Origin of the sequence: Sphingomonas sp. 3-13AW (assembly GCF_049311085.1) — a bacterium.
In the GTDB taxonomy this organism is placed as follows: Bacteria; Pseudomonadota; Alphaproteobacteria; order Sphingomonadales; family Sphingomonadaceae; genus Sphingomonas.
In genome coordinates this window covers 1-14,747 of record NZ_JASNVZ010000028.1, presented here as the reverse complement: position 1 = coordinate 14,747, position 14,747 = coordinate 1, and the positions used below count along the sequence as shown (strand labels likewise).

The window sequence follows — 14,747 nt, the reverse complement described above, 5'->3', positions numbered from 1 at the left end:
CATGGGAATGATGGACCGTGCTCGCGCGGCCGTTCAGGCGTGGCGGGCTTCGACCGCCGGCACCGGCACGACGATCGTCAGCGAGGCCGATGGCCTGAACGACCCGGGCGGCATGACCGTGCTGAACCTGCTCGGCGGGAAGCGTGGCCATGCACCGATGGGCGAAAGCCGGGCGCTTACCGTACCGGCGGTGCTGCGCGCGCTCGAGGTGCTGTGCGGCCTCTACGCGATGACGCCGTGCCACTATTACCGGCGGACGGCCGAGGGGAAGGTTCGCGTCGACGATGCGCCCCAGGCACAGATGATGCTCACCAGCGCGAACGCGGTTCAGCCCGCGTTCCTGCTCAAAGAGCTGATGATGGGCGACCTGCTGATGCGCGGCCGCTTCGGTGCGTACATTCACCGGGACCAGCTCTACCGGCCCAAGGCGCTTAGCCGGTTGATCCCGGAGGGCCTCGAGCCCGTCCAGCATTGGGACGAAACCGACGGCCTGGAGATGTTCTACGACGCGCAGCTGCCGGACGGATCGCGCCGGCGCCTGACCCGCAACGAGATCTGGTATGTGCCGGGCTTCAGCCGCGACGGCCTGGTCGGCGTGAACCGCCTGCAGCTGCTCGCCGATGCGTTCGAGGGTGCGGCAGCGACCAACGAGTTTGCGGCCCGGTTCTGGGACAACAACGCGCAGCCGTCGACGGTGCTGACGACCAAGGCGAAGGTCGACCGGGACGAGAAGCAGCGGATCCGCAACGACTGGCAGCAGCGCTTTTCGGGCCCGCGTAACGCCGGCGCAACGGCGGTGCTCGACCAGGAGATGAAGGCCGAGTTCCTCTCCCACAACAACAAGGACGCGCAATACATCGAGACGCGCACCTTCTCTGTTGTGGAGGTGGCGCGCGCCTTCGGGGTTCCGCCCCACGTCCTGTTCGAGCTGAGCCGCGCGACCTTCACCAACATCGAGCACCAGAGCCTCGAGCTGTACCTGCACTCGATGCTGGCGCACTTCGAACGGGCGGCGGCCCACCTGAACCACCAGTTCGCCGAGCCCGGGTGCTATTTCGAGTTCATGCCCGAGGCGATGCTGAAGGGCGACCTCAAGAGCCGATACGAGGCCTATGCGATCGGCATCGACAAGGGGATCCTGAACCCGGACGAGGTCCGGGACATGGAGAACCGCAACAAGCGGCCCGGCGGCGACAAGTATCGCGTCGGATCCGGCTCCACGCTCGAGGGCGCTGCGCCCTCCACCCCCGCAAGCCGCCCGGCCGAGCCCGCGCGCGAGTCCGAGGAAGACGAATGAACCAGCATGTTCTCGCTGCGATCCGGTCGCAGCCGTGGGCCATCATGCCCGGCTATCTCGAGGCGATCGAAGCGATCGCGCTGCGCGTCCTGGACGACCCGGCGGTGCTGGCGCTGAAGGACGATGGCCACCAGGAGCGCCAGCTTTCCGCGGTCGCCGCAATGGGCGAGCGCGCGCCTGGTACCCGCAAGGCAATGCTCCGCGACGGTATCGGCATGCTGCCGTTGCTGGGCCCGGTATTCCCGCGGTCGAACATCATGACGGAATACTCGGGCGCCGCGTCGCTCGATATCGCCGCCGCCGATCTGCGCGCGCTGCAGGCATCGCCCGAGGTGCGCCAGATCCTGATGGTGATCGACAGCCCGGGCGGCGCGGTCGCCCAGGTCAACGACTTCGCGCGCCTGGTCGCAGCATCGCCCAAGCCCATTTCGGTTCACGTAACCGGCCTGTGCTGCTCGGCCGCCTACTGGATCGGCAGCGCGGCCGCCGGCGGGATCAGCCTCGATCCGACCGGCGTGGTCGGCTCGATCGGCGTGCTGATCTCCACCTCCTACCAGGTCGATCCCGACGCGAACGGCCGCCGCGACCTTGAGATCGCGAGCACCAACGCGCCGAACAAGCGTCCGGACCTGTCCACGCCCGAAGGGCAGGCAGTCGTCCGGCAGATGCTCGACGGAATCGAGGACATCTTCATCCAGACTGTGGCCCGCGGCCGCGGCGTGACCGAAGCAACGGTGCGCAGCGAGTTCGGCAAGGGCGGCACCCTCACCGGAAAGGCGGCCAAGGCTGCCGGTATGGTCGACCGGATCGAGGCTGATGGCCTCGACGGTGCGATCCGCCGGCTCGCCAAGGCCGGACCGGCAGCGCCACGGCGGACGGCCGCGGCGAACACCCTGACGCTCGCGCAGCTCCGCGCGAGCTAACCCACCAAGGAGACGTGTCCATGCGCATTACCGCGCTCAAGACCAGCCTGGCGGCCGTCGTTGCATCGATGGACGGCATGCTCGAGGCAGCCGCCAACGATAACGGCCGCGACCTCACCGCCGAAGAGCAGACCGCCTTCGACGCGAAGGCCGAAGAGGCGAAGGGCCTGCAGGCCAAGATCGCCACGGAAGAGCAGCTGCTCGCCCTCAAGGCGTCGGCCGCAACCCCGGTGACCGTACCCGGCGGCACCACCACCGCAGGCCAGCCCGGTACCGTGCCGGCTGCCGTCGCCGAGAAGATCGAGCCCGGTGCAATGGTCGGCCGCGTAGCGATCGCGATCGCCGCGACCGGCGGCCAGGACCAGCGCGCGATGGCCGCCCATGCCCAGGGGATCTGGGGCGACCAGACCGGCCAGATCGTCGCCAACATGGAGCAGTCCACTGCTACCAAGGGCGGCTACCTGGTCGACACCGCCTACAGCCGCGACTTCATCGGCCTGTTGCGCCCGCGCGTGACCATCCGGAACATGGGCGCGCGATCCGTGCCGATGCCGGACGGCAACCTGAGCATGCGCAAGCAGACCGGGACCAGCCAGGCCGGCTATGTCGGCGAGCGTGAGCCCGCACCGACGACCGGCTTCCCGGTCGGCGAGCTGAAGATGTCGGCCAAGACGCTCCGCGCGATCGTGCCGATCACCAATCAGCTGATCCGTCGCGCCAGCTTTGGCGTCGACGCGATGGTGCGTGACGACCTGGTCACCAGCGCCGCGATCAAGGAGGACCAGCAGTTCCTCCGCGGTGCCGGCTCGACCACGGCGCCGGCGGGCCTGAGCTCGCTGATCCCGGCCGGCAACAAGCTCACGATCACCGCAGACACGTCGCTGGAGTCGGTCACCTCCGACCTCGGCCGCCTGCGGCTGAAGGTGATCAACGCGAACGTGCCAATGGCCAAGTGCGGCTACATCATGAGCCCCACGGTCGCGATGTTCCTGGAGAACCTGCGCGATGGCAACGGCAACAAGGCGTTTCCGGAGGTAGCCGAAGGGCGGCTCGGGATCTATCCGATCGGCATCACCACGTCGGTACCGGACAATCTAGGCGCTGCCGGCGACGAGTCGGAGATCTACTTCGGCGATTTCGAGCAGTTCCTGATCGGCGACACGTTCCAGGTGACGCTCGCTGCCTCGACCGAGGCGGCCTACGTCGAAGACGGCCAGGTGAAGTCGGCATTCTCGCAGGACGAGACGCTGATCCGGCTGATCCAGGAGCACGACACGCAGCTGCGCTATGACAGCGCCTTTGCGGTCCTGACCGGGGTGAAGTGGAAGCCGTAAGGCTCCGCTGACACCACGACCACAACCCGCGCCAGGGCGTCCTACGGGGCGCCCTTCGCGCATCTGGAGAGCCGAAAATGGCCGTGAAGTTCCTCCGTCAGTGCCAGCAGGGCACCCTCTACAACAAGGACGAGATCGCCTCGTTCGATGCCGCCACCGAGAAGCGCCTGGTTGACCAGAAGTTCGCCGAACCAGTGAAGGCGAAGGCGGAAGACAAGTCCGCCGCCTGATCCTGTCCGGGTCGGCCGCGCGCCGACCCGGGCTCTTCCCCAACGCCGATGGAGGTGCGCCATGCTTCTGGTGACGATCGACGCTGCGAAAGAGCACCTCGGGCTCGAGCAGAATGAAGGGGAGGAAGGTCACCTCTCCGACCTGATCCTGGCCGCTCAGGCAACGGTTGAGGACGTGCTCGGCCGTTCCCTGCTCGGCGAGGATGGCTGGTCCACCGCAGCAGACGTTCCGGCGAACGTCATCCACGCCATCAAGCTCGTCCTGGGCGAGTTCTTTCTCAACCGCGAGCTGGTGCAGATCGACCTTAGCGTCGTACGTGTCCTGGTCGGCCGGCACGTTCGGGTGAGCATCGGCTGATGGCGGGCCGCAAGCGGCTCGGCGCCGGCCGGCTTCGCCAGCGCATCGAGATCTGGCGATCCGTCGAGACGAAGAACGGCCGGGGCGGTTTTACCGACGACTGGCAGATGATCGCGGCCACGCGGGCAGAGATCCTTGGACAACCCGGGCGCGAAGCCGTGCTCGAGCAGGCACTGCAGGGGATCGCGGTCTACAAGATCACGATACGCTTCCGGGACGACGTGCTCGCGTCGGATCAGCTGCGCTGGAGTGGCAGGATCCTCAACATCACCGCGCCCCCTGTCGATCCGGACGGGTTGCGCAAGGAGCTGGTGATCACGGCCAGCACCGAAAGCGTGCAGAAGCTACCGTGACCGACCGGGTGAAGGGTCTCGCCGCATCCTATGCGATGCTCGGCGAGGTTCCCCAGGCGGCACGCGAGCAGCTGGGCGTCGAGCTGGCGATTATCAGCCGCGATATCCTCGCGGCGCAGAAGCGCGATGCGCCGAACGGTACCGGGAAGCTAGAGGCCGGCCTGCAACTCCAGCTGCAGATGGACGAGCTTCGGGTGCGGGTCGGCTTGCTGAACCTGCGGCGCGGTCGATCGAAGCTGTTCTACGGCCGCATCATCGAGTTCGGGCGTCGCGGCCAGACGGTCCTGGTCACGCGCAATCTGAAGCGGAAGATCCGCGGCAACGGCCGCACCAGCAAGCGAACGGTCCAGTACCTGGGCGAGAGCAAGCGCATGCGGCGCCGGGGGCCGAACGCCGGCACGCCGGTCGGCAGTCCGTACAAGATGCGGGTGCGCGCTATGGCCGAGCGGCCGTTCGTCCGGAAGGAGCGCCCCGAGATCGACGTGGCCCAGCGCCTGGCGAACTTTTGGAGCGCGACGATCTCGACAGCGGGAGGTGCTGCATGACCGAGATGGACCTGGTCGAAGCGACCCGGGGCGCTGCCTTCGAAGCGATCGCGGCCGCGGTGCCCGATGTCCTCGACTTCGTGCGCCAGGATACGCAGCCGCCGTTCACGATGCTCGGCGATATCGATTTCGAGAACGAGGGCAGCAAGGAAGATCCGCTGCTCGATATCACGCTGGAGCTGATCACCGTCTACCGCGGCAAGGATCGCGCCCAGCTGATCGCAATGATGGGTGCCGCTGGCGGCGCCCTTAGCGGCGCCGAGCTAGTGGCCGACGGCGTCGTGTTCAGTCGGCCCCGCCTGGTCAGCGGATCCGTGAGCGGGGCGGGGCCGGACGGCGTCACCTTCGCCGGCGTGCAGACCTTCACCCTCACAGCAGAGCCGGCCTGAGCCGGAACAAGGAGAAGCAACATGGCAACCGAACAGGGGCGCGACACCCGCGTCAAGATCAAGTCGGGCGCGGCGTTCGTGCCGATCGGTGGCGAGACCACCTTCAGCTACAAGCGCAACTCGGCCGACCTCGACACTTCCGACAAGGATGGTGGCAAGGGCACGTACGGCCAGACCAACATCAGCATCTCGGTCTCGGGCAATCTGAAGCTGCCGGATCCCGGCCTGGTCGCGCTCGAGGCGGCGTCGAAGGCGAACCCGCCGGAAGTGGAGGTCGAGATCTCCAAGGGCGGCGTCACGCGCTTCCAGGGCCTCGTAGCGGTCGGCAACTTCAGTGCGGAGTTTCCGGTCGGCGTCGCGACCTGGAGCGCCGATATGAAGAACGCCGACACCCCCGAAATCGACAACCTGACCGGCGTGGCTGCTGGCGGTGCGGGCGCCGGCGCGTGAAGCGGATCCGCAAGACCGCTGGCGCGGGAGCGCCGCAGGAACTGCCGGCCGAACAGCCGGTCGCGATCGCCGACCGCGGCGAGCACGAACTCACGCTCGGCGGCGTCACCTATTGCCTGCGGCCGTCGCACCCGGCGCTGAAGGCGATCGAGAAGAAGACCGGCCGCTCCAACCTGGCGCTGGTCCGCCTCGGCAACGCCGGCGAGCTGACCAACGAGCAGATGGGCATCATCGCGGCCGAGCTGATCCGCGCCGGCGCGCAGGATGCGATGACCCGCGCGGTCAGTGCCGATCGCCTGGGCGAGCTGATCTTCGAAGAGGGCTCGGCCACGGCCAGCGCTCGGCTGACGATCTGCCTACTCGATGCGGCGACGGGCGGGCGCACCGCGTCGGGGGAAGCGAAAGCGGCGGTGACGACGACGGAGACCGACACCACCGCCGCATGATGGGGATCATGATGGACAGCTTCGGGTGGTCGGCGGACCAATACTGGTCCGCCACGCCGCACGAAGTCTGGGCCGTCATCGAAGCCCGCCAGGAAGCGAACCGGCGGATCGCCGCCGGGCAGTAGAAGAAGCGAAGAGGGCGGCCTGCGGGTCGCCCTCTCGCGTTTGAGAGGAGGCGTGCATGGCAGCGAAAGCAAACCGCCGCGATCTGTTCCTCTCGGTCAACGGCAGCGTCACCGGGCTCGAGGCCGCCATGAAGGCCGGCCGTTCGGTGCTCAACACCTTCGGCACCGCGGCGAACGACACCGCGGCCGAGGTGGAAAAGGCGCTGAAGGACATGGGCGCGGGTGCGCCCTCATCGGCCAAGGCGATGGAACGCGCCTACGCCGCCACGTTCCAGAAGATCCGCGAGAATGCGCGTGCGGTGCTCGATGCGCCGAACGGATCCGCGGCGTTCCAGGTCATCAACGCCAGCGCCGCCGGCGAAGCGGCCGCGGCGGCCGAGGCGCGTGCGCACGGCCTGCGCCTGGTCGCGGACGCAGCTGCTCGAGCAGCCGCTGCCACCAAGGGCGACACTGCCGCTGCGCAGGTCTACGCCGTCGCCGCCGAGGCAGCCGCGCAGGGCGCGCTGCATGAGGCCGAGGCGCTGCGCTCCCAGGCGCTGGTACTGGATAACGTGCAGCGTGAGTTGGGCGAGCTGGGCGTGGCCCAGGTGCGCCACACGGCGGTTTCCGGGCAGCAGCGCGCGGCGATGCAGAACCTGGGTTTCCAGTTCCAGGACTTCACCGTCCAGGTGGTGAGCGGCCAAAGCGCGTTCGTCGCATTTGCGCAGCAGATGCCGCAGGCCGCCGGTGCGCTTGCCGGGTTCGAGGGCAAGCTGGGCGCTGTCGGCTCGTTCCTGAGCGGTGGCCTGGGCGTGGCGCTCACGGTCGGCATGGTCGCGCTGACGCCGTTCGTGGCGAAGGTTTTCGAGCAGAACGAGGGGCTGGACGGCTCGATCGAGAAGCTGCGCCAGGACGGCATCGACACCAAGCGCGCGGCTGATGCCAAAGATGCGTTTGCGCACACGCTGGACGGGTTGAGCGCGGCGATCGCCGACCAGAACAAGGCGCTGGACGAATCCGCGGAGCAAGAGCGCGCGGCGGCCGAGCGATCGAACATCGCCGCCAGGAACAAGCGGGACGAGGTTCTCGCCATTCGGGAGGCGATCAAGGCCAGGCTCGACGAGGCGCTGGCGGCACAGAAGGCGCTGGGCGACAGCGCTTTCGCGAACATGGATCCCCGCAGCGCCGCCGTAGCGCGCCGCGTTCGGGACGAGGATGTCGCCGGGCTTCAGGTGGAACTGGCGAAGGCGCAGACCGAGGTCGAAGCGGCCGAGCGCGCTATCAACAAGTCGCGTGTGGATCTCGCGCAGGACGCCGCCAGGCGGATGGCCGACCCGATCGCGCGCATCAACAAGCTCTATGACGACCAGGCGCTGGCAGCGCGGAACGCTGCGCGCGAAGCGGCGAAGGGCGGGGCGACCGTCACGACCGCGCTTACCCGACAGCTCGGCGCGATCGAGCGCCAGCGGGAAGCCGATCTCGAGAAGGAGCGGAAGCGCCAATCGGCAGCTTCCAGCACGTCGAACCCGAACCGGCAGACCGGGCGCAAGATCAGCGTCGACGACGCGGTCGGGATTGCGCGCGGGATCGGCGGCACCGTCACTAGCACCACGCGCAGCCGCGAGAAGCAGCAGGAGCTGTACGACGCCTATCTCGCTGGGAAGGGGCCGCTCGCCGCGGCACCCGGCACCAGCAACCATGAGCGCGGCCAGGCGATCGACATCGCCAAAACGCGCGGCATGACGCTGGCGAAGATCCGCAAGGCCTTCACCGACCAGGGCGTCGAGATTTCCGAGCTGCTCGATGAAGGGAAGCACTTCCACGTCGCCTGGGGCGGCAAGGGTCCGTCGGCCGAGAGCATCCAGCGCAAGCAGGAGGCCAAGGACCAGGAGCGGATCCGCAACCGCGAGGCGTACGCGGACCTGCTGACGAAGGCGCAGCAGGAACAGCTGCAGCTGACCCGCGACCGCACCACCGATATCGCCGCCGCGGCCGACCTCGACGTGCAAGGCGTCGAGCTGGCGCGCGATCGACTGATCGCCGAGGCGCAGACCGGGGTCGAGCAGAAGCGCTGGAGCCAGGCGCAGGCGAACGTCGTGCAGCAGATCTACCGCTCGAACGCGGCCGCACAGATGGCCGCCATTCGGCAGGAAGAGGCCGTGCAGCTGCTCGACCAGCAGCTCGCGGCCGATGACGCGCATCTGCGCCGATCGACGACCATCCTGCAGCTGCAGGCGGACGTCGCGACCACTGCGGCCGAGCGCCGGCGGATCGCGCTGCAGATCCTCGCCAACGAGGAGGCAGAGGCACGCAACCGGGCAATCCGCCTGATCGAGACCGACGATCCCGCGAGCTGGGCAGAGGGCGAAGCCCAGCTGCGCCAGATCGACGAGGAGCATCCCTACCGCGTCGGGCAGATCGAGCGGCAGACGCGCGATCGCGACCCGATGGAGGACTATCGGGAGCGGCTTCAGGACAACGTCGGCGATCTCAACGCGGCGCTGGGCGATATCGAGGTCAACGCGCTCGACGGGCTCCAGGAAGGGTTGCTCGGGATCCTCGACGGGACGGAGAGCGTCGCCGGCGCCGTCGGGAAGATGGTGAAGTCGGTGCTTGCGGATCTCGCGCGCCTGGCACTGCAGCGCGGGATCCTCACCATGATCGGGATGCCGCTCGGGTTTGCGCGCGGCGGCAAGATCCGCGGCTTCGCCACCGGCGGACGCATGATCTCGGGCCCGGGCACCGGCACCTCGGACAGCATCCTCGCGATGGTGGGCGGGAACGAGCCGATCGCGGTGTCGAACGGGGAATCGATCAACACGGCCGAGGCGACCCGTCGCTACTGGCCGCTGATCGACGCCATGAACAAGGGCCGGCTTCCCGGCTTCGCCGCCGGCGGCCTGGTCTCACCAGAGCGTATCTACCGCCGCGCGCCACCGGCGCCACACTCCGTCGCGCCCGTTCGCGCAGGTGGCTCCTCGATCACGTTCGATCTCCGCGAGTCCATCACGACTGCCGAGTTCATGCAGCAGGTGAACGCCCTGATGGCCCGACATTCCCAGGTGGCGATCGTCACCGGCAGCCAAATGGCGCAGGCCGAGCTGGCCGACGATCGCATGCAGGCGATCCCGCAATGAGCGGGCCCATTCTGCTGCCGAACAAGCCCGCGCTCCGGAGCGATCGGCTGCGCATGCTCGATTGGGGCGGCCGGCTCGAGGCGCCCAACGGCGGGCCAACACTCACGCTGCTTCGGCTCGGCACGCGCCACGCGCTGGACATTACGCCGCCGGCGATGCGGGCGGAGCCGCACGGGCGCATCTGGTCCTCGCGACTGCGCCAAGCCAAGCTCGCAGGGGCGCTGGTCCGCTTCACCCAGGATGGTTTCACCTCCCGGATCCACGGCTCGCCCGTCGTGAACGGCGCGGGCCAGGCAGGCTCGTTGCTTGCGGTCCGCGGTGCCGGCATCCGCGCCCACTTCGGCGAGGGCGAGGCAATCAGCCTGGTCCATCGCGGACGCCGATATCTGCACTTCGTCGCCGAGCCGCAAACCCTGCTGACCGGCGCCGGCGTCCTGTCGATCTTTCCCATGCTGCGCGTCATTCCCGACGACGGCGACGTGATCGAGTTCGCCGAGAAGCTGAAGATCGAGGGCAGCCTGTCGGGCAATGAGGTGGCCTGGGATCGCTCCAAGGACGGCATGTTCGACTTCGGCACCATCACCATCACCGAAGACGCATAGCGTATGAGCCAGTTGTCCCCGCAACTCGCCGCGGCTCTCCGCGGCGAGCGCCCGCTGCTGTACGGATCGGTCGAGATCAACCTGCCCGGGCACGACCTGCTGCTGGTCGACGGTGCGGCCGAGCTGATGATCGGCAACCGCAAGTTCGTCGGCCGAGATCCTGTCTATGGCGCGCTCGACACCATCAAGGGCCTGACCGACAGCGTCGGCGAGAAGGCGCCGGTCGTCTCGCTGGGGCTGATCCCCTCGAGCGCGACCGCGCTGGCGGCACTGGTCGATCCGGCCGTCCAGGGATCGCCGGTGACGATCTCGATCGGGTGCGTCGACATGGTGACCGGGCTCGCGGTGCCGCATGCCTATGTCCTGTTCGCCGGCGAGCTCGACGTGCCGACCATCACCTGGGACGCCCGCGATCGGCGGCTCGAGTATCGGATCGGCAGCGTGGCCGAGCGGCTGTTCGCGGTCGAGGAAGCTCTGCGCTTGTGCCTGGCGTGGCACCAAAGCGTGTGGCCAGGCGAGCTGGGGCTCGAGTTTGTCAGCGAGGTCGAGACCTATGTGCCCTGGGGCCAGAAGATCGACCTGACCGCGGTCGAGACCCGCACCAATAACGCGGCCCTGGGCCGCATCACCCGGGATCGCACCTGATGCAGATTGATGCCGGCGCAAGCGCGCCGCTGGTCGTCCTGCGCGATGCTGCGCAGGCGACCCTTGACCGATTCGTCGACGTGCCGTTCGCCTGGGGTAAGGCCGACTGTGGCAAGATGCTGGCCTTCCACCTTCGCCAGCTCGGCCACGAGCTGCGCCTGGCAAAGCTGGGAAGCTACAAGACGGCGATCGGCGCCACGCGCGCGCTCCGGCGCATGGGCGTCGCCAGCCTGGCCGAAGCACTGGACCAGCGGTATCCGCGGATCGCTCCGGCCGAGGCGATCGTCGGCGACGTGATCTCGCTGCCTTCAACCGGCAAGCTCGATGCGATCGGCATCTGCGTGGGGAACGGCCGCGCGCTGGCGTTTCACGAAAGCGTCGCCGGCGCGGTCGTGGTGGATCCGCTCGAGGTGCTCGCCAGCTGGCGGGTCTACGGAGGGCTCTGGTGAAGGCGCTCTCGACCGCAGCCCTGGTGATCGGCGCCGTGGCGATCGCCTCCACCGGTATCGGCCTCGCCGCTGGCGCCTCGCTGGCCGGCGCCTTCGGCTCGACCGTGGCAATGGGCGCGGCAGCAACCGGAATCGGCGCGAGCACGTTCGGCGCCGTGCTGGCGGGATCGGCACTGTTCACGCTCTCCACGGTTGCCCAGGCGGTGATGCCGCGGCCGAGTGAGGGCGGATCGCAGACGAAGTGGAAGGCGGATCCTTACGCCGGCCTGCCGTACCCGATGGGCCGGACCCTGGTGTCGGGCAACATCGTCTATCGCCGCGGCCACGGCGGCGAAAACAACAAGTACCAGACGATCGTCACCGTGCTTGCGCTGACGAGGGCCGCGTCGATCGACGCGACGTTTGCCAACCGCACGACGGTATCCTTCGACGGCGCCGGCAACGCGATCGGCACCTATCGCAACCTGATCTACCAGCGGCATCAGCTCGGCCGCTGCCCTGAACCCACTGCTCTGGTACCGCCGCTCGGCGCACCCCCGGGCTGGACGCCGCAGCACAAGCTGTCCGGCCTGCCCGCGGTGATGAACACGCTGGTCTACGACAACAAGGGCAAGGGCCAGCTTACCACCGAGCCCAAGATGGGGTGGATCGGGCATTGGGCGCTGGTCTGGGATCCGGTGCAGGACGATACCTATCCGGGCGGATCGGGGCCGTGCCGCGCGCTGCAGGAAGAGACCTATGTCTGGTCGGACGATCCCCACCTGCATGCGCTGACCTGGTGCCTGGGCCGCTGGATGAACGGCAAGCGCGTCGCCGGCATCGGCGCACCGCTGGCGCAGATCGACGTCGCCGCGTTCGTGGAAGGGCGCAACCTCAACAAGGTCCGGGGCTGGACCCTCGGCGGGCAGGTGGTCACGCGGCCCGACACCGCCTGGAACAGCATGAAGGCCATGCTGCAGGCGGGAGGCGCAAAGCCGGTGATCACCGGTGGCCAGTTCTCCTGCATCAACCAGGCGCCCCGGGTTAGCCTGGCGACGATCACCGCGGCCGACATTCGCGGCAAGAGCACCTTTTCCGGCACGCAGATGCGCCGAAACCGGATCAACGGGGTGATCCCGAGCTATCGTTCCGAGGCTCACGATTGGGAGATGGTACCGGCGAAGGTGGTGCGGATCGCCGAAGCTGTGGCCCTCGACGGCGACGAGCGTACGCGCGAGATCGCCTTCCCGCTGGTCCAGGACGTCGACCAGGTCGCGCAGCTCGCGGCGTACGAGATCCTGGACGCACGCGAAGCGGGCCCGGGATCGATCCCGCTCGGTCCGTGGTGGCTCAACTACAAGCTGGGCGATTGCGTGACGTTCCAGCCTGAGCCGGGCTGGTCAACCAAGGTGATGATCACCGGGCGGGGCATAGAGCCGGCAAGCGGCGTGGTGACGTACGAAGTCCGCACCGAGACCGACAGCAAGCACCCCTATGCGCTCGGACAGACCGGGGTCGCGCCGCCGACCGCGAACATCGTCTATGATCCGTCGGCCGCTGCGCCGGCGGTGGGCGATTGGAGCGTCGCCGGCGTCTCGCTTGGGACGGCCGGCGCTGCAACGCCGGCGCTCCGGATCTCGGGCGCCGTGAACAACGCGAGCGCGGACGCGGTGATCTTCGAATATCGGCAATTCACCGGTGGCGCGGCAGACGGGGGATGGATCATGGCCGGCACCGACCAGCCCACCACCACCGTCCGCGAGATCGCGGGTATCGCACCCGAGGCCGGGTACGAGGTGGCGATCTCGTACCGGGTGCGGGGCAATGTCAGCGAGCGCCTGGTGCTCGGGCCGGTGACGTCGGGCAACCTCTCGACGCCAGCAGCTCCCCGGTCCTCGCACACGATCCGCTCGATCGACGTCGGGCCGGCCTATCCGGCCTCCAGCTCGGCCGACACGATCACGGTCCAGCCTTTCACCGCCACCATCGACGATGGGCGTCAGATTGCCTTTCCGGGCGCGGTGCTCGGCGGGTTGGCGCCAGCGTCAGGCTACCGACTGGTCTATTCGATCGCGAACCAGATCTGGGCGGCGGTTCCGCTGCCGGCGACGGCCGAGACCGCCTCACCGGCGTTCGTGGTGCTGTTCTACGACCTGGCGACGCAAGCGGCCGACGGCACCTATCCCGAGCAGCCCACCGCGCCCGGCGGGTACATCAAGCAGGACATGGGCCGCTGATGCCGGCCTCTACGGCGCGGCGCGGCGCCCGCTGATCCACAGGAGACACTATGGCAATCGACGCTCGCTTGAGGCTTCGCCTCCGGCGCAATGAGCCGCGTACCTATCTGGTCCGCATCATCGGTCTGTCGGCCGGTGCGCTGATCGCGGCCGCGCCGCGCATCCAGATCCGGGATTCGCTCGATGCACCGGGCACGCCGAACCTCGAGCTGGTCGTGACGTCCGAGGACTTCCGCCTTGGTTTGATGGTGAGCCCGCTCGAGCCAGTGGGCGGCGCTCCCGCCTGCATGCTGCGGATCCACTTCGACCGCGACACCACCATCAACCCAGGCTCCTTCCCGTACGGCGCACTGGGCGAGACGCGGGTGATGGCCTGGGGCCTGCAGTGGGGCGGCATCACCCGCCTGCACGGCGACCTGGAGGTGCTCGGCTCGGCGATCGACAGCAACACCGCGCCTGTCGATCGTGAGCTGGCGGCCGGGGCGCAGACGCGCGCCGGCGGCCTGCTCGATGCCGGGGCCACGGTGACGATCGTCGACCAGGAGGTGATCGAGCTGGTGATCGATGGTGCCGGCGAGCTTTCGGACATGCTGGTGACCAGCACTGCAGCGGCCGAACGCGCGCTCGATGCGGCAACGCGCACCGAGGCGATCGCCAGCACCGGATTCCGTTCCGTCGCGACCTATGGCGCACGCGAGGCGATCCCCCTCGATCAGCGTGGCGCGGGCATGCGGGTGCATGTGCTGGAAGCCGAGCGGACGTTCGAATGGCGCTCCGACCTCTTCGCGCCCGGCGCATGGCTGGGCCTGCGCACTGAGGAGGAATTGTCCCGCCTCGACCTGATGCACGGCGGCTTGTCCCAGGATAAGGTCTATGGCCTGCCGGGCACGCTCGAAGCCCTGCGCGAAGCCGATGCCGCAGCCGTGGCGGTCAAGATCCTCTCGCCGCGTGCGGTCGCGCTCTCCAGCGCGGCCAACCCGCGTGGCTATGTGGAATGGGCAACGGCGGGGCAGCCGACGTCTCACGTCGTCTCCTGGGGCGGTCGCGCGATCACGCTCGACGGCCAGGCACGGCGGATGGATTTTCCCAGCTATTCGCTCGAGCAGCCGTTCGCGATCATCGGCAACAGTCTCTCCGACCCCACCGATGTCACCGACCGCTGGCCGCAGGTGCTCGCCGCTCGCTACGGCCAGCCCTTCACCAGCGTCGCGCGCTATTCCTCCGACGCGCGGATGGTCTACCGCAGCGGGGCCAAGCCTATCGAGCTGA

16 protein-coding genes are annotated in these 14,747 nt (G+C 68.4%); all 16 read left to right on the top strand.

The features are described from left to right. Position 1: 1 nt before the first annotated feature. A complete protein-coding gene (locus QP045_RS18925; protein ID WP_422516565.1) occupies positions 2-1,297 on the top strand; it encodes a phage portal protein in 1,296 nt (431 codons plus the stop codon). Next, complete coding sequence (locus QP045_RS18920; RefSeq protein WP_422516564.1) at positions 1,294-2,220, top strand: S49 family peptidase; 927 nt, start codon at positions 1,294-1,296, stop codon at positions 2,218-2,220. The genes QP045_RS18925 and QP045_RS18920 overlap by 4 nt, the downstream gene beginning before the upstream one ends. 20 nt (positions 2,221-2,240) lie before the next feature. Then, positions 2,241-3,554 carry a phage major capsid protein gene (locus QP045_RS18915; protein WP_422516563.1) on the top strand — a complete coding sequence of 438 codons (1,314 nt, stop codon included), beginning with the start codon at positions 2,241-2,243 and terminating at the stop codon, positions 3,552-3,554. 77 nt (positions 3,555-3,631) lie between these two features. Beyond that, complete coding sequence (locus QP045_RS18910; RefSeq protein ID WP_422516562.1) at positions 3,632-3,784, top strand: hypothetical protein; 153 nt, start codon at positions 3,632-3,634, stop codon at positions 3,782-3,784. 61 nt (positions 3,785-3,845) lie between these two features. Further along, positions 3,846-4,142 (top strand): head-tail connector protein, encoded by a 297-nt coding sequence (locus QP045_RS18905; protein ID WP_422516561.1) that lies wholly within the window; start codon positions 3,846-3,848, stop codon positions 4,140-4,142. After that, on the top strand, positions 4,142-4,495 hold the full coding sequence (locus QP045_RS18900; RefSeq protein ID WP_422516560.1) for a phage head closure protein: 354 nt from the start codon (positions 4,142-4,144) through the stop codon (positions 4,493-4,495). The genes QP045_RS18905 and QP045_RS18900 overlap by 1 nt, the downstream gene beginning before the upstream one ends. Beyond that, complete coding sequence (locus QP045_RS18895) at positions 4,492-5,040, top strand: hypothetical protein (protein ID WP_422516559.1); 549 nt, start codon at positions 4,492-4,494, stop codon at positions 5,038-5,040. The genes QP045_RS18900 and QP045_RS18895 overlap by 4 nt, the downstream gene beginning before the upstream one ends. Further along, positions 5,037-5,429 (top strand): tail completion protein gp17, encoded by a 393-nt coding sequence (gp17, locus tag QP045_RS18890; protein WP_422516558.1) that lies wholly within the window; start codon positions 5,037-5,039, stop codon positions 5,427-5,429. The genes QP045_RS18895 and gp17 overlap by 4 nt, the downstream gene beginning before the upstream one ends. Positions 5,430-5,450: 21 nt before the next feature. Beyond that, positions 5,451-5,879 carry a phage tail tube protein gene (locus QP045_RS18885; RefSeq protein WP_422516557.1) on the top strand — a complete coding sequence of 143 codons (429 nt, stop codon included), beginning with the start codon at positions 5,451-5,453 and terminating at the stop codon, positions 5,877-5,879. Continuing rightward, positions 5,876-6,325 (top strand): GTA-gp10 family protein, encoded by a 450-nt coding sequence (locus QP045_RS18880; protein ID WP_422516556.1) that lies wholly within the window; start codon positions 5,876-5,878, stop codon positions 6,323-6,325. Before QP045_RS18885 ends, QP045_RS18880 begins: the two co-directional genes overlap by 4 nt. A gap of 181 nt (positions 6,326-6,506) precedes the next feature. Continuing rightward, entirely contained in the window at positions 6,507-9,566 is a 3,060-nt protein-coding gene (locus tag QP045_RS18875) for a hypothetical protein (protein ID WP_422516555.1), read from the top strand. Further along, positions 9,563-10,168, top strand: a complete 606-nt coding sequence (locus tag QP045_RS18870; RefSeq protein ID WP_422516554.1) for a hypothetical protein — start codon at positions 9,563-9,565, stop codon at positions 10,166-10,168. The genes QP045_RS18875 and QP045_RS18870 overlap by 4 nt, the downstream gene beginning before the upstream one ends. Positions 10,169-10,171: 3 nt before the next feature. Beyond that, a complete protein-coding gene (locus QP045_RS18865) occupies positions 10,172-10,813 on the top strand; it encodes a hypothetical protein (RefSeq protein WP_422516553.1) in 642 nt (213 codons plus the stop codon). Further along, positions 10,813-11,262: a DUF6950 family protein gene (locus QP045_RS18860; RefSeq protein WP_422516552.1), complete on the top strand. Its 450-nt coding sequence runs from the start codon at positions 10,813-10,815 to the stop codon at positions 11,260-11,262. Before QP045_RS18865 ends, QP045_RS18860 begins: the two co-directional genes overlap by 1 nt. Next, on the top strand, positions 11,259-13,478 hold the full coding sequence (locus QP045_RS18855; protein ID WP_422516551.1) for a phage tail protein: 2,220 nt from the start codon (positions 11,259-11,261) through the stop codon (positions 13,476-13,478). Before QP045_RS18860 ends, QP045_RS18855 begins: the two co-directional genes overlap by 4 nt. A gap of 50 nt (positions 13,479-13,528) precedes the next feature. Then, the coding region (locus QP045_RS18850) for a hypothetical protein (RefSeq protein WP_422516550.1) at positions 13,529-14,747 on the top strand (1,219 nt) is incomplete at its 3' end.